The organism is Macrococcus equipercicus (genome assembly GCF_024205945.1).
Taxonomy (GTDB): domain Bacteria; phylum Bacillota; class Bacilli; order Staphylococcales; family Staphylococcaceae; genus Macrococcus; species Macrococcus equipercicus.
Genome location: NZ_CP073809.1, coordinates 1,377,858 through 1,397,172, shown reverse-complemented (window position 1 = coordinate 1,397,172; position 19,315 = coordinate 1,377,858). Strand labels below are relative to the sequence as shown.

Sequence of the window (19,315 nt, the reverse complement as noted above, 5' to 3'; positions counted from 1 at the left end):
CGGAGGTTTTCTACTATGGCTAACAACAAAAACGTTAACGACAAAGACGTTATCTATGATTCAGAAAAAGATCGTCATGTAACACATCAAGCGGATGGTACTACAAATCGGGACGGGGACCGTGTAAGAGAAACACGTGATACACACGTTCATCGTGAAGAACCGAAGAAGAAAAGTCCATGGCCTTGGTTGATTCCATTATTAATCCTTCTTCTTGCGATTCCATTGCTAATGAGCATGTGTAACAATGACAAAGATGACAAAAAAGACGATAATAAAACAGAAGAGTCAACTACAGAAAAAGCAACTACAGAAAAAGCAACAACTGAATCAGCTTCTGTAGTGAAATTCGACTTAGCTTCAATCGTTAACTTTGACCTTGCGTCTTAATAATTGAAACCGTGGATTAGTTCACGGTTTTTTATTTTGATGGTTGATATATTGAAAGAAAGCACCGCTGAAGATATTATTCCTCAGCGGTGCTTTCTTTAATTCTTAAAAAATTCTTAAAAAATTATATTGAGCAGTAATGTCAGTAAGATGGATAAAACGATTGAAATGATGATCGAGAACAAGCACCCTGTGGATCCCCCTGCATATCTAAACATCTGTCTGCCTCCTTTAGCTTCTTAATTAATAAATAGCCTGCTCACAACTTTCTAAACAAATTTGTTACAATATTAAGTAGAGGAAGTGACGGCAATGTTTCAACTGTTATTAGTAATTCTCGCTCTTTCGGTCGGTTTTCTGCTGATGAAAGTCGGTATGATACTGCCGTGGCTGTTCGGCCCGATCATTGCGGCGGTGCTGTGCAGCAAATTCTCCCGGCGAACGATTGTCTGGCCGAAAGTACTCGGTGACCTCGGTCTGTTTATTTTAGGCGCTCAGATCGGGGCTGCTTTCACCCGTCAAGTCGTGCTGGATATTAAAGATGATGCTGTCAATATCGTCATCCTGAATATGCTGCTGCTTGCTGCGGCCGTCCTGCTGTCCCTTTTGTTTAAAAAAATTGTGGACTGCACGTTTGAAACGGCACTGCTCAGTTCGATTCCTGGTGCACTGAGTCAGATGATTGTGATGGCCGAGGAAAATAAACAGGCGAATCTGCTTGTAGTGACTTTATCCCAGACGTCACGGCTGCTGTTTGTCATCATGATTGTGCCGCTGGTCAGTTCATGGCAGAGCGGCGGCGTATCACATGCCGCTCATAAAGCACCATCTCTCTTTATGCAGCTGAGTCCGCTGTCGTTCATCCTGCTCGTGCTCAGTACTGCTGCTGTCTACCGGCTCATGACCAAAATCCATTTTCCGGTCCCGCAGCTGCTGGCGCCGATACTGGTGCTGATTATATGGAATATGATGACGGAACAGACCTTCTCGATTCCATATATGCTGGTTGCTTTAGCGCAAGTGCTGTTCGGTATTAGAATCGGCCTTCAAATGTACAGTCTATCGAACCAGCTGTCCAGGCGGCTGTTTGTCGGTATATGCATTCACAACTTGCTGCTGATCGGTGCGACGCTCGTCATGGTCATTGTGTTCACCTGGCTGACCGCTCATCCGTTCAACGACCTGTTTCTCAGTGCGGCCCCGGGCGGCATGGCACAGATTATCGTGGTCGGTATTGAAACCGGTGCCAATGTCGCTATGATTTCAAGCTATCATATTTTCAGGATATTCTTCATATTGCTCATTGTCACACCGCTCGTCCAGTACATACTGAAGAAAAGTCAGATTGACAAGAGGCTGTAAATCAGCTACTATTAAATCAAATTCATATGATTATCGGGAAGAGTAGGTCAACAGAAACTTCTAGAGAGTGCAGGTCTGGTGAAACTGTGCAGTGACTTTGATTGAAGGTAGCCCGCAAGTGTCTTTCATTGAACATTCAGTAGGTGGAAGCGTGGAAGAGCGTTAATCTTAATGAGTGCAGCTGCGGCTGAATTTAGGTGGTACCACGAGATTATTCCCGTCCTATTGTTTTAGGACGGGATTTTTTTGTTTTCTGAGCATTACCATATGATTAATTGGAGGTTACTGGATGGATACTAAATACAATCATGAACTAGTTGAAGAAGGCACATATAAGAAATGGGTGGACGACGCACTGTTTAAAGCGGAAAGCGGCTCTGACAAGAAGCCGTTTACTATTGTCATTCCGCCGCCGAACGTGACAGGGAAGCTGCATATCGGCCATGCATGGGATACAACGCTGCAGGATATCATCACGCGTATGAAGCGGATGCAGGGCTACAATACATTGTACTTGCCGGGTATGGACCATGCCGGGATTGCGACACAGGCAAAAGTAGAAGCAAAGCTGCGCGCTGACGGTATTTCACGTCATGATATCGGCCGTGAGAAGTTTCTGGAGCAGACGATGGAATGGAAAGAGGAATATGCCGGATTCATTCGTGAGCAATGGGCGAAGCTCGGTCTCGGCCTCGATTACTCACGTGAACGCTTCACACTGGATGAAGGGCTGTCTGAGGCAGTGCGCGAAGTGTTCGTTAAGATGTACGAAAAAGGGCTGGTCTACCGCGGTGAACGGATTATCAACTGGGATCCTGCTGCACGTACAGCACTGAGCGACATCGAAGTCATTCACGAGGAAATTGAGGGTGCTTTTTATCACATCAACTATCCACTGAGTGATGGCAGCGGCTTCATCGAGATCGCGACGACTCGTCCTGAGACGCTGCTCGGCGACACTGCAGTTGTCGTGCATCCTGAAGACGAACGTTATCAGCACATGATCGGTAAGACGGTCATCTTACCGCTGCTCGGCCGTGAGATTCCGGTGCTTGGTGATGACTATGTTGAGAAGGACTTCGGTACAGGGGCGATGAAAGTGACGCCTGCCCATGATCCGAATGACTTTGAGATCGGTAACCGTCATAACCTTGCGCGCATCAATGTCATGAATGAAGACGGCACGATGAATCAGCTGGCTGGTCCATACGCGGGCATGGACCGCTTTGACTGCCGCAAACAGCTGATTGCTGACTTAAAGGAGAGCGGTGAGCTCGTAAAAGTCGAGAAACATATTCACCAGGTCGGTCACAGCGAACGAAGCGGTGCAGTCGTTGAGCCTTACTTATCGACGCAGTGGTTCGTCAAGATGGCGCCGCTTGCTGAACAGGCACTGGCTAATCAAGAGACGGAGGACCGTATCGATTTCATTCCGCCGCGCTTTGAAGGAACTTTCAACCGCTGGATGGAAGGTATACATGACTGGTGTATTTCCCGTCAGCTTTGGTGGGGGCACCAGATTCCGGCGTGGTATCATAATGAGACGGGCGAACTTTATGTCGGTAAAACAGCACCGGCGGATACTGAGAACTGGACGCAGGACGCGGATGTGCTGGATACATGGTTCTCAAGTGCGCTCTGGCCGTTCTCAACGCTCGGCTGGCCGAACGTTGACGCAGCAGACTTCAAGGAGTTCTATCCGACGAATGTCCTTGTTACCGGCTATGATATTATCTTCTTCTGGGTCGCACGCATGATCTTCCAGGGACTTGAGTTTACAGGTAGACGCCCATTTGATAACGTGCTTATTCACGGGCTTGTACGGGCGGAAGACGGCCGTAAGATGAGTAAATCGCTGGGTAATGGTGTTGATCCGATGGATGTCATCGACAAATACGGAGCGGATGCCCTGCGTTACTTTCTGGCAACCGGCTCGACACCGGGGCAGGACTTACGCTACTCGACAGAGAAAGTGGAAGCAGCATGGAATTTCATCAATAAGATCTGGAACGCCTCCCGTTTCAGCTTGATGAACATCGGTGACGATTTCACGGTCGCAGATATTAACTGGGGCGGTAAAAAGTCAGTGGCTGATAAGTGGATTCTGACGCGGCTGAATGAAACCATTGAAGAAGTGACACGTCTTGCTGAGAAATATGAATTCGGTGAAGTAGGCCGCAGCCTGTATAACTTCATCTGGGATGATTTCTGTGACTGGTACATTGAGATGAGTAAGATTCCGATGAACGGAGACGACGAGGAAGCGCAGCAGACGACCCGTTCTATTCTTGCTTACACGCTGGATCAGATTATGCGTATGCTGCATCCGTTTATGCCGTTTGTCACAGAATCCATCTGGCAGAACTTGCCGCACGAAGGCGAGTCAATCGTGACGGCGTCGTGGCCGGTCGTCCGCGACGAATGGTCTGATTTATCTTCCAAACAGGATATGGAGCAGCTCATGGAGATTATCCGTGCAGTCCGTACTGCCCGGAATGAAGTCAATACACCGATGTCAAAAGAAATACCGATGATCATCAAGACAAATCATCATGCTATTACAGCGAAGCTGGAAGAGAACCGCTTCTATCTGGAGCGTTTCTGTAATCCGTCAGAACTGATTATCAGTGAGCAGCCGGAGACGATCGACAAAGCGATGACTTTACCTGTTGCAGGTGCAGAAATCATTCTGCCGCTGGAAGGTCTGATTGACATGGATAAGGAACGCGCCCGTCTGACAAAAGAACTTGAAAAATGGCAGCAGGAGCTTGACCGTGTCAACAACAAGCTTGCCAATGAACGCTTTGTATCAAAAGCACCGGAGAAAGTCATCAACGAAGAAAAAGAAAAGCAGCTCACTTATACAGAGCGCTATAACGCTGTGAAAGAACGTTTAGCACAATTAAAGTAGAGGCGAAATTATGGATTATTTAGAGAGTTTATACTGGATACATGAGCGGACGAAGTTTGGAATCAAGCCGGGTGTCAAAAGGATGCGCTGGATGCTTGACCGTCTAGGCAATCCAGAGCAGCATATTAACGGCATTCATGTCGTCGGGACGAACGGCAAAGGTTCGACCGTCAGCTATTTGAAGAATGTGCTGATGGCTAACAACTATCAGGTCGGTACGTTTACGTCTCCTTATATCGAGACTTTCAACGAGCGTATCAGCTTGAATGGTCAGCCGATAACAGATGACGACATCGTCTGTCTTGTTGACCGTGTCAGACCGGTCAGTGAACAGCTGGCTGCCGAAACAGAACTCGGTCAGGCGACAGAGTTTGAAATCATCACATTGATGATGTTCCTTTATTTCGGTGAAATCCACCCGGTTGACTTTGTTGTCGTTGAGGCAGGACTCGGTGCGAAGAATGATTCAACGAACGTTTTTGTACCCGTAATGACGGTGCTGACAAGCATTGGTCTTGACCATACGAACATTATAGGTGACACATACCTCGATATCGCTAAAGAAAAAGCGGGTGTCGTCAAGCCCGGCGTACCACTTGTCTATGCGATCAAAAATGATGAGGCGCGTAACTATGTCATTCAGCAGGCCGAACATTATCATGCGAAAGCGATTGAACTGACACGGGATTTCCATGTCATTCCTTTCGGCAGGGAATTCACATACCGTTACAAAGACTATGAACTGGAGCATATTGAACTGAAGATGATCGGCAGACATCAGCAGGAAAATGCTGCAGTGGCCATCACTACACTGATAGAAATGTTCGAACGCGGCATGATCATGCTTGATTTCAACAAGATGATTGAAGCCATTGAGGAGACGACATGGACCGGCCGCATTGAGAAGATTCAGGACCATCCGACCATCATACTGGACGGCGCCCACAACAAGGAGTCCATCGATGTCCTTGTGGAGACGATGAATACGCATTATCCGGACCGGCGCATCGATGTGCTGTTCAGTGCGATTGACGGTAAACCGATCGGCAGCATGCTGATGGCGCTTGAAGACATCGCCGCGACGTTTTATGTCACGGAGTTTGACTTCCCTAAAGCGCTGCCTGTCGATGTCATCTATGAGAATGTCGAACATGAACGCGTCGAGAAAGTGAAAGATTACGGCTCGCTCATTAAAAACTATGACGGAGATCTGCTGCTTGTGACCGGCAGTCTTTATTTCATCAGCGCCGTGAAAAATTATTTAAAAAATAACTAATGGTTATTTGATTTTTCCTATGGAGACAAGATTACCGCATCAATACGCTTTACTGCTTATTCTTACGCCCGGCTTACATGCGTCACTGCTTGCAGCGGCCGGCATCCTTTATACAAGATGGCTGAAGTTTGTCTGGAAGATTGCGCTGATTAGGGTCGCGATCTGCCCTGATTGTCTGTTTCTATAACTTGATGACTAACAATTTTTTGGCTCATAATGATAATCACTGCTCATTTTCCTGAAAACAATCACTAATCCTGCAGATTTTGATGAAAACGACGACGTTCATCAAAATCTGCAGGATTTTTTTGGATTTTCATCATTTTCTGTATTTTTACGAACAGATTTGTCTGTTATACAGTAGAACTATCAATGATGGAGGTGATAATATGTGGTCGATGATCATCGGTAGTGTGATCGGTTCTTTTATGTGGTGTGTAATGGATAACGAGGGTTCTTTATTGAGACGGTCGCATTGTCAGTCATGCGGCAAGTCTCTTGGCTGGTATGAACTGATTCCTGTATTAAGTTATTTCATGCAGCGCGGCAGATGCAGGCTGTGCCGTCAGCGTATACCTGTCAGTCACGTTGTCGTTGAAGTGCTGTTTGCGCTTATGTTTCTGCTGTTGACCGCCCGTCCTGACGAGATGACCGCCAACTGTGTGCTTTTGATCTGCTTTCTAGTACCGCTTGCGATTTATGATACGTATCATTTTCGTATTCCGGACCATATGACGTTCCTCTTTTTTCTGCTGCTGCTGATCTTCAACGTTGAGCAGCTGCTGGATTTTGGTCATCTGTTGTCAGCCGGTCTGATGATTCTGCTGCTGCATTTATTTTATTTTCTGACGGGAAGTATCGGTTACGGCGATGTGAAGCTGCTTTCTGTCATGTCGCTCTTTCTGCCCTGGCCGTATTTCGTGCTCATTTTTATGCTCACTTATGTCATCGGCGGCATTGCCGCCATCATCTTTCTCTGCTATAAGAACCAGCTGAAGAAGATTCCGTTTGTTCCTTTCATTGCGACAAGCACGATGATTGTGCTCTTTTACTACGATGAATTATATTCTATTTATTTCGGAGGTTTTTTAACTTGATGCTGACGATGATTGAACATGATAAACCACGCGAACGCCTGATGACCTATGGCCCCGAGCAGCTCACCAACCAGGAGCTGCTGGCCATTGTCATCAATACAGGAACTAAGGACGAATCCGTGCTTGAAGTCGCCAATAAAGTACTGAATCAAGTCGGCAACGTCAGAGAATTGAGGTATTTAACACTGCAGGAACTGAGGGAGATCCGGGGAATCGGCGAAAAGAAGGCGGTGACCATGCTTGCGATGATTGAACTTGCGGTACGCATGCATACGCACTCGCTGGAAGATAAAATACGCATTAAAACTCCGCAATGTGTCGCTGATCTTTTGATGGAGCGGATGCGCTATTATACGCAGGAGCACTTTATCGGCTTATATTTAAACACAAAAAATATCATTATTCATGAACAGCTGATCTTTAAAGGGTCATTGAATGCATCGATTGTGCATCCGCGTGAAGTATTCCGGGAGGCGGTCAAGCGGTCGGCTGCAAATATCATCGTAGTCCACAATCATCCATCCGGTGATCCGACGCCGTCTGTCGAAGACATCGAAGCGACGAAGCGGCTGATGAACTGCGGGACGATGTTCGGCATAGAGGTGCTGGATCACTTGATCATCGGTGACGGTACGTTTGTCAGCATCAAGGAAAAAGGGCTGCTGTAGTGTTATCTGTTCAGCTATCCGCTATAATTAGGGAGAGGTGAACTATGGATATATTTGCGACGATTTTTCTGCTGCTGCTGATAGCCCCGATGGTCTATATGTACAGCATATTGAACAAAGAACCCGTGATTGTAAGAAAGCATTTTGTGACAACATTTATAATGGCATTTGCCGGTATGAGCCTATTTCCGATTATTTTCTTTACACTGCTGAAGAATACATATGCGGGAAGTATCATCAGCGTTGTGCTCAGCGCGCTTGCCGCAGGAGTCATCTGGGGGCTGCTCTCTGTGCTGTTTCTGTTCGTCATTAAAAAATGGCTGAAAAGATAATTGTTCGGAAAACGAATATTTATATTGCCAAACTTAGTTTTTTGAATTATGATAATATTGAAAATTAAGAAAAGGAGGATAAGACCATGAAAAACTATCAGGATAAACTGCTCGTAATTTCATATCTTCCTCCTCAATGGGCTGTTTTTTAGTTTATTGGAGGAGTATAACTCCTTACGTTTAAAGCGCATGCTTTCCATTCGGAAGGTGTGCGTTTTTTTGCGTTTAGGACAGCATGATTGACAGAAAAGGAGTGAACTTATGTTTTCCGTACTATTTAAATTAAGCTGGTTTTTTGAGCAGGAAAAGAAACGGTATTTGATTGCTGTGCTGCTGCTGCTTGCTGCCAACGTGACAGAGATTCTGCCGCCGTGGATCATCGGCAGGACGATTGACTACATCAATACAGGCACGCTGACACGGAAACTACTGACCGAGATTCTCGTCTTCTTCGTCGGACTGACCGTCGTCGGCTATATGATTCATTATTTCTGGCGCTATTTACTGTTCAACGGCTCACAGCTGCTGGAAAGTCTGATGCGCCGGAAATTGATGGCGAAGTTGCTGACGATGAGTCCGAGTTTTTATGAGAAGAACAGAACAGGTGACTTGATGGCAAGAGCGACCAATGATTTATCAGCCATCAGACAGACTGTCGGTTTCGGGATTCTGACATTGATCGACAGCACGACTTTTATGGCGACCATCATTTTGATGATGGGATTCACTATCTCATGGAAGTTGACGTTATTTGCACTGCTGCCGCTGCCGTTTCTTGCGCTTGTCGAGCAGAAGCTCGGTAAGCTGATTCACGAGCGTTATACAGTGAGCCAGGATGCGTTCGGTGACATGAATGATGATGTCCTTGAATCCATTGAAGGAATTCGCGTGACGCGTGCATTCGCGCAGGAAGACAACTTGAACAATAAGTTTTTTGCGATGACAACAGATGTCGTCAACAAATTCATGCATGTGGAGCGTCTGGATGCCCTGTTCAAGCCGCTGACGATTATTGTGACAATGCTAAGTTTTATTATTGCATTAGGATATGGCAGTTTTCTTGTCAATCAAGGTGAGATCACTATCGGCGGGCTGATTACATTTAACGTCTATTTGAACATGCTTGTCTGGCCGATGTTTGCCATTGGTCTTCTCTTCAATATTATGCAGCGCGGGAATGCATCGCTTGACCGTGTCATGGCGGTGCTCGATGAACAGGATGTGCTGCTGGATCCGGTTGATGCTGTCATACCTGACGGTCATCAAGTGGCCTTCCAGCATGTTGACTTCCAGTATCCGCTCAGTGAAACGGCGAACTTAACAGACATCAATATTCAGGTGGAGGCAGGTCAGACGCTTGGTATCGTCGGTCCGACCGGAAGCGGTAAGACGACATTGATCAAGCAGATTCTGAAGGAATATCCGGTAGGGCAGGGCAATATATCACTTGGTGGTCATGTCATCCAGCATATGACAAAAGTAGATGTCAGAAAGAAAATCGGCTATGTCTCCCAGGAAAATATACTGTTTTCAAGAACGGTGAAAGAAAACATTAAGTTCGGCCGTCCGGACGCAACCGATGAAGAAATCCAGCATGCCATCCATCTCGCAAACTTCACGGAAGATGTCAGACGGCTGCCGCAGGGCCTTGAGACATTGGTCGGGGAGAAAGGAATCGCTATTTCAGGTGGTCAGAAGCAGCGCATCTCAATTGCACGGGCGATGATCAAAGACCCTGAAATATTAATACTTGATGATTCATTGTCAGCGGTAGATGCGAAGACGGAAACAGCAATCATCAGTAATATTCAGCAGTCAAGACGGGGGAAAACAACAGTCATCGCTACGCACCGGTTGTCAGCCGTGCAGCACGCTGACCTGATTGTTGTCATGGACCGCGGAAAGATTGTTCAGCAAGGAAGGCATCAGGAGCTGCTGCAGTCAGGCGGCTGGTATAAGGAACAGTTTGACCGTCAGCAGTTAGGGGAGGAGGAACTGTAATGTCAGTGACGAAACGCTTGTTCAAAGAAGCCATGCAATATAAGCGTATGTTCATTATCGGTCTGGTTATCTTGATTCTAGCCGTGATGGCAGAACTTATCGGACCAATCATCGCTATGACCATTATTGATGATCATGTGAGACCTGCGAAGTCAGGGGTCATTAATATGGCACCGATTTATCAACTGCTTGCATTGTATGCAGTGGTCGCTGTGATCAATGCTGTATTGAGTTATTATCAGACCATTTATTTTCAGAATGCCGGCTCCAATGTGATTAAAAATTTGAGAAATCATTTATTTGTCCATATGCAGCGGCTGCCTATCAAATATTTCGACAACTTACCGGCCGGAAAAGTCGTCGCCAGAATTACAAACGATACGCAGACCATCCTTGAATTATTCACAGTGATGCTGCCGACTTATATTTCCGGAATCGCTAACATACTGGGCATTATCATTGCGATTTTCTATTTCAACTGGAAGCTGGGATTGACAGCATTGATTGTTGTGCCGCTGCTGTTTGCCTGGCTGACGTTCTACCGGAAGTTATCAGACCAGTACAATCATGTCACACGAGAGAAGAACAGTGATATGAATGCGATGCTCAATGAATCGATCAACGGGATGACGATTATCCAGGCATTTAACCAGGAGCAGAAGATTCAGGCGGAGTTCAATGAGCTGAATGAAACTTACTTGAAGAACTATTCAAGAATCATTCAGCTGGATTCATTGACCAGCCATAACTTGATGGGCACCATCCGCGCATTGATATTTGCCGTTATGATCTATGTATTCGGGACAACGTTCCTCAGCGGCTCCAATGCGATGACTGTCGGGATGATGTATATACTCGTCGACTATTTGACGCGCTTATTCAATCCGATGTTTAATATGGTCAACAACTTAAGTGTACTGGAACAGGCCAGAGTGTCCGCTAACCGCGTCTATGAAATGATGGACGAAGAACCTGAAGTCATGGAAGACAAAGAGATGATGCCTGCACAAGGACAGGTCGAGTTCAAAGACGTGTCATTTGCCTATAAGAATGATCAGTATGTGCTGAAGCATATTAATATTCAGGCGCGCCGCGGCGAGACCATCGCACTCGTCGGCCATACCGGCTCCGGGAAAAGTTCCATTATGAACTTGCTGTTCCGTTTCTATGATCCGTCTCACGGTCAGATCTTGATTGACAGTGTAGATTCCACAACAGTGACGAAGCAGTCGCTCAGACAATCGATGGGCATTGTACTGCAGGATCCTTATTTATACAGTGGCACTATTCTCAGCAACATCACGTTGAACGACCCTCGTATTTCAAGGGAGCGTGCAGTCGCAGCATTGAATGCAGTGGGTGGTGACCGTGTCATTCACGGGCTGGAACGCGGCATTGATACGCCGGTCGTTGAGAAAGGAAGCACGTTATCAAGCGGACAGCGTCAGCTGATCTCGTTTGCACGGGCGCTTGCGTTCGATCCTGCCATCTTGATTCTGGACGAAGCAACGGCAAGCATTGATTCTGAGACAGAGGAGATCATTCAGAATGCGATGGATGTGCTGAAGCAGGGAAGAACGACGTTCATTATTGCACACCGGTTGTCTACTATTAAGAACGCCGACAAAATCATCGTGCTGGATAAAGGTGAAATTATTGAATCAGGAAACCACGCAGCACTCATTCAGCATGATGGCCAGTATGCTAAAATGTATCGTCTGCAGTCGGCCGGGCACTAGCAGATCATAAGGAGATTGAATGGATGGAAGCTATTGAAATCAGACCGATGACCCGCAGCTGGGCAGAACAGATTGGCGGCTGGGATTTCGGCGAAGGCTATGAGTTCTATAATATAGAAGGAGACCTTTACATTATCGAGGAGTTCCTGAACGGCCATTATTATGCAGCGTTCTGCGATGATGAACTGATTGGATTTTTCTGTGACGGCGAGATGGCAACCGTCGCATTCGATTACGATATCATAACGGACTGCCTTGATATCGGTCTGGCACTCCGTCCTGACCTGACATCACAAGGTTACGGCAGACAGCTGATGGCCGCGCTGATGGAGTTCTACAGGAACATGCAGCAGGTCAATTACTTCAGATTGACAGTCGCTGCATTCAACAGCCGGGCAGTTCGTCTTTATGAGCGCATGGGTTTTCAGCACGTGCAGCAGTTTGAAGTCGTTGAAGGTAATGAGCGGCTGTCGTTTTACATTATGCTGCTGGAAGTTCCATCTTAAGACCGATGTCAGCTGACGTAGTATCTTATATAGTGATGTCAGAGGTGATAGCGATGAGATTTTCATTGAGAATGTTCATGGGGTTAATACGGACAGTGGTTCTGTCTGCCATTGTTGCAGCAGTCGTTTTAGTTATAATGTTTAAAGGTCATATGGGTTTGTGGGGAAATGAAGAAACCGCTCAGGCGGACCATCTTGTTCAGAACGGCATTAATTATTCTTTGGAAGACAATAAGCTATTTAGGAATATTCCACTGACACAAGTGAAAAATATTTTCAATTTTATGGATAAACAGGAATTCATGGCAGTGTCAGGATTATCCCGCATGGGTTATAATGACGATTATTTGATTGCCGAGCGGGGTTCGGATTATCTGTTATACCGTTTCGGCGATAAGAACATTACATTGTTCCAGTCAGAGCAGGATCTCCAGAATCAGCTGAAAGCGCTCGGTCAGCAGATCAGCCTGCAGGAAAAATCAGCGTATCAATAACAATAAAAATAATTATCTCCGGATAGTTATTTTTTTATGTCATAAACGCACTTCATAAGAAACCCTCGATAATTATTGAAAAAATATACTTCGATTGAATTTAAAATATGTTATTCTTTAACTACTAACGATTACTATCAATGAGGTGTTTAAGTTGCCGAAATTCTACAGTCGGAACAAATTGGTCTTTGTGCTATTCGGGCTGATTATTTTTATTATGCTTGTCGGTCTGTCATTAAGAGAAAGAAATACTTCTGTCCCTGAACAGATTGCCGGCGATTCTGCGGCACTCGGGCAGCGCATTGTGTCGTATCCCGCTCTGTTCATCTCGCACAACTTATCGAATCTAGTCAATATGTGGAATGCTGAAGAAGAAAACAGACAGCTGAAAGCGAAGATTAAAGGTTTCAGCCAGGTTGAAGCGGATAACTACCGCCTGGAGAAAGAGAACAAGGAACTGCGCGATCTGCTGAAAACAGCCAGCATCGCTGACTATGATCCTGAGATTGCTACTATTATCGCGCGCAATCAGGACGAATGGATGAACACTTTCATTATCAATAAAGGTGAATCCGCAGGTATCAAGGAAAATATGGCGGTGATGACCAACAATGGACTCGTCGGCCGCATTAAAAAGGTGAATGCGTATTCGAGCCAGGTTGAGCTGATTTCCTCGAGCGTCAAAGCAAGTAAGATCAGTGTCTCGCTGCAGCAGAGCGGTTCAGAGATTTTTGGCATGATCAATCATTATGATGACAGCAAAAGTCTGCTCGTCCTCAGTGACATTGAAAACAATGTCAAAGTCAAAGTCGGAACTAAAGTGACGACGAGCGGTCTCGGCGGCCAGTTTCCAAAAGGCATCTTAATCGGCAGAGTCAAGAAGGTGGAAAATGATGAATTCGGTCTGAGCCAGATGGCTTATGTTGAGACAGAAGCGAACTTGAATGATATCACCCAAGTATACGTGGCCAAGAAAAGCCCGAAAGTCACTGAAGGAAGTGGCAGTTAATGCAGTTTGTAATCATTCCGCTTATTGCACTGCTGCTCTTTTATCTTGATACGCTGATCAACACGATGATGCCGGTCATGCTGTTCGGCCATAATTTTTACTTTACAAGTCATTTAGTGCTGCTCTATTTACTAATGCTCACAGTGTACAAAAATCCGACGGTCGCTCTTATTCTCGGCGCTTTTTTCGGTCTGCTGTCTGATGTCTATCTCGGCACGATATATGGTCTCTATACATTCAGCTATATCGTGTTCATTATCATGATGAATCAGCTGTTTAAAGTATTCTATAAAGATATTGAGGTCATGATCGGGCTGCTGTTTATATTCGTGCTGCTGTTCGAAAGTGTGTTCTATGTGATGGCTATCATATTATCCGGGACAACGATGAATGTTTTTGAGTTTCTCATCCGGCACGGTCTGCCATCCAGTCTTATCAACTTACTGCTTATCGTCCTGATCTTTCCGCTTGTTCTTAAAACATTGGAGCGAACCTATAAATAAAGTTGACTTCTGAAAGTTAGAGTGATACTATATTTAAGTTGAGTAGTTTATAGCTACATACAACCGCACGACTTCAGGTTTAAGTGAGCAATCCACCTGCAGACGGCGTGACTTAAAATATATTAGGAGGTGCAAGTATGTTTGCTATTATCGAAACTGGTGGAAAACAATTGAAAGTTGAGCAAGGTCAAACGATCTGGGTTGAAAAAATCAACGCAGAAGAAGGTACGACGTTCACTTTCGACAAAGTATTATTAGTTGGTGGAGAATCAGTTAAAGTAGGTTCACCTGTTCTTGAAGGTGCTACTGTTACAGCGACAGTTGAAAAACACGGCCGCGGTAAAAAAATCACTGTATTCAAATACAAACCTAAAAAGAACTACAAACGTAAACAAGGTCATCGTCAACCTTACACACGTTTAACAATCGAAGCGATTAACGCGTAATGATTAATGTAACCATTGCTGTAAATGATGATGGTAAAGTCACTGATTTCGAGATGACAGGTCATGCAGATTCTGCGCCGTATGGACAGGATTTAGTATGTGCCGGTGCATCAGCTGTCGTTTTCGGCAGTATGAATGCAATTCTTGGACTGACAGATGAACGGCCGGATATCGATTATGCACATGATGGTGGATTTTTTAAATTCCGTGTGATTGACTTGAACAATAACGAAGCACAGCTGATCATTCAGACGATGATTGTGTCACTCGAGACAATCGCTGATGAATATGGGCAGTTCATAAAACTAAACTTTAAGTGAGGTGTAACTCATGTTGAAATTAAACTTACAATTTTTCGCATCGAAAAAAGGGGTAGGTTCTACACGTAACGGTCGTGACTCTGAATCAAAACGTTTAGGTGCTAAACGTGCTGATGGTCAGTACGTCACTGGTGGTTCAATCCTTTACCGTCAGCGCGGTACTAAAGTTTTCCCTGGTGAAAACGTAGGTCGTGGTGGAGATGATACTCTATTCGCTAAAATCGACGGCGTCGTAAAATTCGAACGTTTCGGTCGTGACAAGAAGAAAGTTTCTGTCTATGCTGAAGCAAAATAATAATACATTAAAGCACTGGACATTATGTTCTAGTGCTTTTCTTTTTGACGTTGTGTTCACCCCCACCGTACACTCTTCTGTTATAATAGGATAAAGGAGAATGTGATGAAAGCTCTTGATGTGTATACACGTGCAAAACATGATATCAGCAATCAACTGCAGCTGATCAGCTGCTATCTCGAATTAGAGCAGTACGACAAAGCGAAAGCTGCAGCTGGCCTATGGACGAAGAAAATTCACGAAGAGCAGCAGCTGTTCCAGCTGCCGTGGCCGCGCTTTCTGGAAGCAGTTATCAGCTATAGGACAATAGAACAGAATTACAGCTGGCGGTTTGAAGTGAATACGACAGGCGACCGTTTCAGTGATGACTATGTCACTGCACAATTGAAGCGATGGATGGCCTTCATCAGCGTGATTCCTGCAGCTGACAAGCAGCTGATAGAACTGGAGCTGACTGATGATGAAGACAGTATTGATATACGTTTCGTCTTGTCCGGAGGCGACTATTCAGCGGTGCAGGGCAACGATGCATTTGACTGGGAAATAACAGAAACTACAATAGCAGCAGCATTTAAAATTAACAAATAAAGAGGTGTTCAAATGTTTGTCGATCAGGTCAAAATTAATCTTAAAGCAGGCGACGGAGGAAATGGTATCGTCGCCTATAGACGCGAGAAATATGTACCGCTTGGTGGTCCGGCCGGTGGAGACGGCGGTAAAGGAGCTTCCGTTATCTTTGAAGTGGACGAAGGATTAAGGACACTGCTTGATTTCCGTTTCCAGCGGATGTTCAAAGCAGATAAAGGTGAGAACGGGCAGACCAGCAATATGCATGGCCGTGGTGCCCGGGACCTTATCTTAAAAGTACCTCCGGGTACAATCATCAAAAACGCTGAATCAGGAGAAGTCATTGCTGACCTCGTCATGCACGGACAACAGGCGGTTGTCGCAAAAGGCGGCCGCGGTGGTCGTGGGAACTCACGCTTTGCAACATCAGCGAACCCTGCGCCTGAGTTCTGTGAAAACGGTGAGCCGGGAGAAGAGCTTGAAGTTATGCTTGAACTTAAACTCATGGCAGATGTCGGCCTTGTCGGCTTTCCGAGCGTCGGCAAGTCGACGCTGTTGTCCATCGTCTCTAAAGCAAAACCGAAAATCGGGGCTTATCATTTCACGACAATCAAGCCGAATCTCGGGGTCGTCCAGACAAAGGACAACAGAAGTTTCGTCATGGCTGACCTGCCGGGTCTGATTGAAGGAGCATCTGAAGGTGTCGGTCTCGGCCATCAGTTCCTGCGCCACGTTGAACGGACGCGGGTCATCATTCATATCATTGATATGGGGCGGACAGATGGACGCGATCCTTATGAGGATTATGTGACCATCAATAAAGAGCTGAAACAGTACAATGAAAAGCTGGCTAAACGTCCGCAGATCATCGTCGCGAATAAAATGGATATGCTCGGCGCTGACGAAAACCTTGAGCTGTTCAAAGAAGAAGTAGGTAGTGACATCGAAGTGATTGAACTGAGTGCAGCGACTTACCAGAATATCGATCAACTGCTCTACCGGGTGGCCGATCTGCTGGATGCGACGAAAGATGTCGACTATGACCTGCAGGAAGAGGAAACGGGCGTTCATCGTGTCATGTATAAACATGAAAAATCAGCGGACCACTTTGAAATCACACGCGATGATGACGGTGCCTATGTCGTGAGCGGAAATTCTATTGAACGGATGTTCAAGATGACGGACTTCACGCGTGATGCGGCTGTCAGACGTTTTGCACGTCAGATGCGTACGATGGGAATCGATGACGCACTGCGTGAACGCGGCGCTAAAAACGGTGATATCGTCCGTATTTTACGCGGGGAATTTGAATTTGTAGAATAGGGGGGCGCCATGTCAGATAACAAGAAGTTTTACCTGATCAGAGAAGATGTGCTGCCGGAATCCATCAAGAAGACATTAAAAGTCAAAGCACTGCTTAACTGTGAACCGCAGCTGTCTATTTTTGATGCGGTCAGACGTTTTGATTTGTCCCGCAGCGCTTACTATAAATATAAAGATACCATCTTTCCGGTGGACAATTCGAAGGCAGAGCGTCATGTGACGATGCTGCTGCATGTCGATGATACGATCGGTCTGTTGAACCGGGTGCTCGAGCATATCGCTAAAGAGCAGGGCTCAGTGCTGACCATTCACCAAAGTCTGCCCATTAAAGAGAAGACAACGATTACGATCACACTGGATGCGACATACGTTGAGCTGACTATTAACGAACTGCTTGACCGGCTGAAAAAAGTCGACGGTGTCAACCAGGTGCAGCTGATCGGTATGACGATGTAAGGAGGAGCTATGTACGCTTATTTGAAAGGAATTCTCAATCACATTGAACCGACGCATGTTGTCATTGATATCGGCGGTGTCGGCTATGAATGCCTGACCCCTAATCCATATCGTTTTCAGCAGCATTTAAATAAGGAGCTGCAGATCTTTACGCAGCTTATTGTCCGTGAAGATGCACATACGCTGTACGGTTTTCAGTCCGCGGAGGAGAAAAGCCTGTTTTTATCATTGATCAAAGTGACCGGGATCGGTCCGAAGTCGGCGCTCGCGATTCTTGCGACAAGTACGCCGCATGAAGTGAAGCAGGCGATTGAACAGGAGAATGAAGCCTATTTAATCAAGTTTCCCGGCATCGGCAAGAAGACAGCGCGGCAGATTATCCTTGATCTAAAAGGAAAGCTGTTGATCACTGATGAGTCAGCTGTGTTTGAGGCGTATGATGACCATAGTGCAGTCAGTGAAGCACTGCTTGCCCTGGAAGCGCTCGGTTATTCCGGCCGGGAGCTTGCTAAAGTTGAGAAAATATTGAAGACTGAGCACATCAGTGAAGTAGATGCAAACATCAAACGTGGTTTGCAGATTTTAGTGTCTTAAGGAAGTGTCGATATGGAAGAACGGATGATGGACGATACGCTGATGGATATAGAGGAAGCGAAGGCAGAACTGAGTCTTCGTCCGACATTGCTCCATCAGTATATCGGTCAGAAGAAACTTAAGAATAACCTGGATATTTTTATTCAGGCAGCTAAACTGAGGAATGAAGCGCTGGATCATGTGCTGCTCTATGGACCGCCGGGTCTTGGTAAAACGACGCTTGCCAATATCATCGCCAATGAACTGGATGTTAATATCAGAACGACTTCGGGACCTTCTATTGAACGTCCGGGAGATCTTGCAGCTATTTTATCGTCACTGAATGCAGGCGATGTCTTATTCATTGATGAGATTCACCGGCTGTCGCGGGTCGTTGAGGAAATACTTTATCCGGCGATGGAAGACTTCTGTCTCGATATTGTAGTCGGTAAAGGTGACGAAGCGAGAAGCATCCGGATTGACCTGCCGCCGTTCACGCTGGTCGGCGCAACGACGCGTGCCGGCAATCTGTCTGCACCGCTCCGTGATCGATTCGGCGTGCATCTGCGCCTTGATTATTATGACGATCATGATTTAATGGAGATCATCACACGGACGGCTGCAGTCTTTGATGTAGAGATTGATGCAGAATCAGCTGCAGAGATAGCGGGCAGAAGCCGGGGAACGCCGCGGATTGCCAACCGGCTGCTGCGCCGCGTCCGTGACTTTGCGCAGGTGAACGGCGAAGCCCGTATTGAAGCGGGCACAACGACCGAGTCGCTCGATATGCTGCAGGTGGATAAGCACGGGCTTGACCATATCGATCATAAGATCATGATTAATATTATCGAACGCTATAACGGCGGTCCGGTCGGACTCGATACGATTGCAGTCAGCGTCGGTGAAGAACGTGTCACTATCGAGGACGTCTATGAACCTTTCCTGATTCAAAAAGGGTTTCTTGAACGGACGACCCGTGGACGACAGGCGACGCCGCTTGCTTATGCGCACTTCAATTATCCGTATAGTAATGAAAAGAGGAAATGA

22 protein-coding genes and 2 other annotated features are annotated in these 19,315 nt (G+C 46.1%); all 22 genes read left to right on the top strand.

Features of this window, described 5'->3' with window-relative positions:
• The first annotated feature begins 15 nt into the window (after window positions 1-15).
• The 22 genes from KFV11_RS07275 to ruvB all read left to right on the top strand — a co-directional run bounded on the left by KFV11_RS07275 (window position 16) and on the right by ruvB (window position 19,315).
• A complete protein-coding gene (locus tag KFV11_RS07275; RefSeq protein ID WP_149458458.1) occupies window positions 16-390 on the top strand; it encodes a hypothetical protein in 375 nt (124 codons plus the stop codon).
• A gap of 312 nt (window positions 391-702) precedes the next feature.
• Window positions 703-1,752, top strand: coding sequence for an AbrB family transcriptional regulator (locus KFV11_RS07270; protein WP_149458459.1), 1,050 nt, complete (start codon window positions 703-705; stop codon window positions 1,750-1,752).
• Between the two features lie 20 nt (window positions 1,753-1,772).
• Window positions 1,773-1,980: a binding site (T-box leader), on the top strand.
• Between the two features lie 61 nt (window positions 1,981-2,041).
• Window positions 2,042-4,663, top strand: coding sequence for a valine--tRNA ligase (locus KFV11_RS07265; protein WP_254249587.1), 2,622 nt, complete (start codon window positions 2,042-2,044; stop codon window positions 4,661-4,663).
• Between the two features lie 10 nt (window positions 4,664-4,673).
• A complete protein-coding gene (locus KFV11_RS07260) occupies window positions 4,674-5,939 on the top strand; it encodes a bifunctional folylpolyglutamate synthase/dihydrofolate synthase (RefSeq protein ID WP_149458461.1) in 1,266 nt (421 codons plus the stop codon).
• 19 nt (window positions 5,940-5,958) lie between these two features.
• The gene (locus tag KFV11_RS07255) at window positions 5,959-6,126 is read left to right on the top strand and encodes a hypothetical protein (protein WP_170234518.1); all 168 of its coding nucleotides are present in this window, start codon (window positions 5,959-5,961) and stop codon (window positions 6,124-6,126) included.
• A 202-nt stretch (window positions 6,127-6,328) separates the two neighbouring features.
• Window positions 6,329-7,036 carry a prepilin peptidase gene (locus KFV11_RS07250; protein ID WP_170234519.1) on the top strand — a complete coding sequence of 236 codons (708 nt, stop codon included), beginning with the start codon at window positions 6,329-6,331 and terminating at the stop codon, window positions 7,034-7,036.
• Window positions 7,036-7,704, top strand: coding sequence for a RadC family protein (radC, locus tag KFV11_RS07245; RefSeq protein WP_149458839.1), 669 nt, complete (start codon window positions 7,036-7,038; stop codon window positions 7,702-7,704). Before KFV11_RS07250 ends, radC begins: the two co-directional genes overlap by 1 nt.
• 44 nt (window positions 7,705-7,748) lie before the next feature.
• On the top strand, window positions 7,749-8,036 hold the full coding sequence (locus KFV11_RS07240; protein ID WP_149458463.1) for a hypothetical protein: 288 nt from the start codon (window positions 7,749-7,751) through the stop codon (window positions 8,034-8,036).
• A 261-nt stretch (window positions 8,037-8,297) separates the two neighbouring features.
• A complete protein-coding gene (locus KFV11_RS07235) occupies window positions 8,298-10,037 on the top strand; it encodes an ABC transporter ATP-binding protein (protein ID WP_254249586.1) in 1,740 nt (579 codons plus the stop codon).
• Window positions 10,037-11,776 carry an ABC transporter ATP-binding protein gene (locus KFV11_RS07230; RefSeq protein ID WP_149458465.1) on the top strand — a complete coding sequence of 580 codons (1,740 nt, stop codon included), beginning with the start codon at window positions 10,037-10,039 and terminating at the stop codon, window positions 11,774-11,776. Before KFV11_RS07235 ends, KFV11_RS07230 begins: the two co-directional genes overlap by 1 nt.
• A 23-nt stretch (window positions 11,777-11,799) precedes the next feature.
• Window positions 11,800-12,282: a GNAT family N-acetyltransferase gene (locus tag KFV11_RS07225; RefSeq protein ID WP_149458466.1), complete on the top strand. Its 483-nt coding sequence runs from the start codon at window positions 11,800-11,802 to the stop codon at window positions 12,280-12,282.
• Window positions 12,283-12,335: 53 nt separating this feature from the next.
• Window positions 12,336-12,776, top strand: a complete 441-nt coding sequence (locus KFV11_RS07220; protein ID WP_254249585.1) for a DUF4930 family protein — start codon at window positions 12,336-12,338, stop codon at window positions 12,774-12,776.
• Between the two features lie 154 nt (window positions 12,777-12,930).
• Window positions 12,931-13,785 (top strand): rod shape-determining protein MreC, encoded by an 855-nt coding sequence (gene mreC / locus KFV11_RS07215; protein ID WP_149458468.1) that lies wholly within the window; start codon window positions 12,931-12,933, stop codon window positions 13,783-13,785.
• Complete coding sequence (mreD, locus tag KFV11_RS07210) at window positions 13,785-14,288, top strand: rod shape-determining protein MreD (protein WP_254249584.1); 504 nt, start codon at window positions 13,785-13,787, stop codon at window positions 14,286-14,288. Before mreC ends, mreD begins: the two co-directional genes overlap by 1 nt.
• 51 nt (window positions 14,289-14,339) lie before the next feature.
• Window positions 14,340-14,411, top strand: a sequence feature (ribosomal protein L21 leader region).
• Between the two features lie 14 nt (window positions 14,412-14,425).
• Window positions 14,426-14,734 carry a 50S ribosomal protein L21 gene (rplU, locus tag KFV11_RS07205; protein ID WP_149458470.1) on the top strand — a complete coding sequence of 103 codons (309 nt, stop codon included), beginning with the start codon at window positions 14,426-14,428 and terminating at the stop codon, window positions 14,732-14,734.
• On the top strand, window positions 14,734-15,054 hold the full coding sequence (locus tag KFV11_RS07200; protein WP_149458471.1) for a ribosomal-processing cysteine protease Prp: 321 nt from the start codon (window positions 14,734-14,736) through the stop codon (window positions 15,052-15,054). Before rplU ends, KFV11_RS07200 begins: the two co-directional genes overlap by 1 nt.
• 10 nt (window positions 15,055-15,064) lie before the next feature.
• A complete protein-coding gene (gene rpmA, locus KFV11_RS07195; RefSeq protein WP_149458472.1) occupies window positions 15,065-15,349 on the top strand; it encodes a 50S ribosomal protein L27 in 285 nt (94 codons plus the stop codon).
• Between the two features lie 105 nt (window positions 15,350-15,454).
• A complete protein-coding gene (locus tag KFV11_RS07190) occupies window positions 15,455-15,937 on the top strand; it encodes a Spo0B domain-containing protein (RefSeq protein WP_149458473.1) in 483 nt (160 codons plus the stop codon).
• Window positions 15,938-15,949: 12 nt separating this feature from the next.
• Window positions 15,950-17,239 carry a GTPase ObgE gene (gene obgE, locus KFV11_RS07185; RefSeq protein WP_149458474.1) on the top strand — a complete coding sequence of 430 codons (1,290 nt, stop codon included), beginning with the start codon at window positions 15,950-15,952 and terminating at the stop codon, window positions 17,237-17,239.
• 9 nt (window positions 17,240-17,248) lie between these two features.
• Window positions 17,249-17,695, top strand: a complete 447-nt coding sequence (locus tag KFV11_RS07180) for an ACT domain-containing protein (RefSeq protein ID WP_254249583.1) — start codon at window positions 17,249-17,251, stop codon at window positions 17,693-17,695.
• 9 nt (window positions 17,696-17,704) lie between these two features.
• Complete coding sequence (ruvA, locus tag KFV11_RS07175) at window positions 17,705-18,289, top strand: Holliday junction branch migration protein RuvA (protein ID WP_149458476.1); 585 nt, start codon at window positions 17,705-17,707, stop codon at window positions 18,287-18,289.
• A gap of 12 nt (window positions 18,290-18,301) precedes the next feature.
• Window positions 18,302-19,315: a Holliday junction branch migration DNA helicase RuvB gene (gene ruvB, locus KFV11_RS07170; RefSeq protein ID WP_149458477.1), complete on the top strand. Its 1,014-nt coding sequence runs from the start codon at window positions 18,302-18,304 to the stop codon at window positions 19,313-19,315.

What these genes read in the sequence shown, in the direction of transcription:
- mreD (WP_254249584.1), top strand. Translation starts at nt 13,785, where the DNA reads ATGCAGTTTGTAATCATTCCGCTTATTGCACTGCTGCTCTTTTATCTT.
- KFV11_RS07240 (WP_149458463.1), top strand. Translation starts at nt 7,749, where the DNA reads ATGGATATATTTGCGACGATTTTTCTGCTGCTGCTGATAGCCCCGATG.
- obgE (WP_149458474.1), top strand. Translation starts at nt 15,950, where the DNA reads ATGTTTGTCGATCAGGTCAAAATTAATCTTAAAGCAGGCGACGGAGGA.
- KFV11_RS07200 (WP_149458471.1), top strand. Translation starts at nt 14,734, where the DNA reads ATGATTAATGTAACCATTGCTGTAAATGATGATGGTAAAGTCACTGAT.
- KFV11_RS07275 (WP_149458458.1), top strand. Translation starts at nt 16, where the DNA reads ATGGCTAACAACAAAAACGTTAACGACAAAGACGTTATCTATGATTCA.
- ruvA (WP_149458476.1), top strand. Translation starts at nt 17,705, where the DNA reads ATGTACGCTTATTTGAAAGGAATTCTCAATCACATTGAACCGACGCAT.
- KFV11_RS07190 (WP_149458473.1), top strand. Translation starts at nt 15,455, where the DNA reads ATGAAAGCTCTTGATGTGTATACACGTGCAAAACATGATATCAGCAAT.
- KFV11_RS07255 (WP_170234518.1), top strand. Translation starts at nt 5,959, where the DNA reads ATGGAGACAAGATTACCGCATCAATACGCTTTACTGCTTATTCTTACG.
- ruvB (WP_149458477.1), top strand. Translation starts at nt 18,302, where the DNA reads ATGGAAGAACGGATGATGGACGATACGCTGATGGATATAGAGGAAGCG.
- rpmA (WP_149458472.1), top strand. Translation starts at nt 15,065, where the DNA reads ATGTTGAAATTAAACTTACAATTTTTCGCATCGAAAAAAGGGGTAGGT.
- radC (WP_149458839.1), top strand. Translation starts at nt 7,036, where the DNA reads ATGCTGACGATGATTGAACATGATAAACCACGCGAACGCCTGATGACC.
- KFV11_RS07220 (WP_254249585.1), top strand. Translation starts at nt 12,336, where the DNA reads ATGAGATTTTCATTGAGAATGTTCATGGGGTTAATACGGACAGTGGTT.
- KFV11_RS07230 (WP_149458465.1), top strand. Translation starts at nt 10,037, where the DNA reads ATGTCAGTGACGAAACGCTTGTTCAAAGAAGCCATGCAATATAAGCGT.
- KFV11_RS07260 (WP_149458461.1), top strand. Translation starts at nt 4,674, where the DNA reads ATGGATTATTTAGAGAGTTTATACTGGATACATGAGCGGACGAAGTTT.
- KFV11_RS07270 (WP_149458459.1), top strand. Translation starts at nt 703, where the DNA reads ATGTTTCAACTGTTATTAGTAATTCTCGCTCTTTCGGTCGGTTTTCTG.
- KFV11_RS07235 (WP_254249586.1), top strand. Translation starts at nt 8,298, where the DNA reads ATGTTTTCCGTACTATTTAAATTAAGCTGGTTTTTTGAGCAGGAAAAG.
- rplU (WP_149458470.1), top strand. Translation starts at nt 14,426, where the DNA reads ATGTTTGCTATTATCGAAACTGGTGGAAAACAATTGAAAGTTGAGCAA.
- KFV11_RS07180 (WP_254249583.1), top strand. Translation starts at nt 17,249, where the DNA reads ATGTCAGATAACAAGAAGTTTTACCTGATCAGAGAAGATGTGCTGCCG.
- KFV11_RS07265 (WP_254249587.1), top strand. Translation starts at nt 2,042, where the DNA reads ATGGATACTAAATACAATCATGAACTAGTTGAAGAAGGCACATATAAG.
- KFV11_RS07250 (WP_170234519.1), top strand. Translation starts at nt 6,329, where the DNA reads ATGTGGTCGATGATCATCGGTAGTGTGATCGGTTCTTTTATGTGGTGT.
- KFV11_RS07225 (WP_149458466.1), top strand. Translation starts at nt 11,800, where the DNA reads ATGGAAGCTATTGAAATCAGACCGATGACCCGCAGCTGGGCAGAACAG.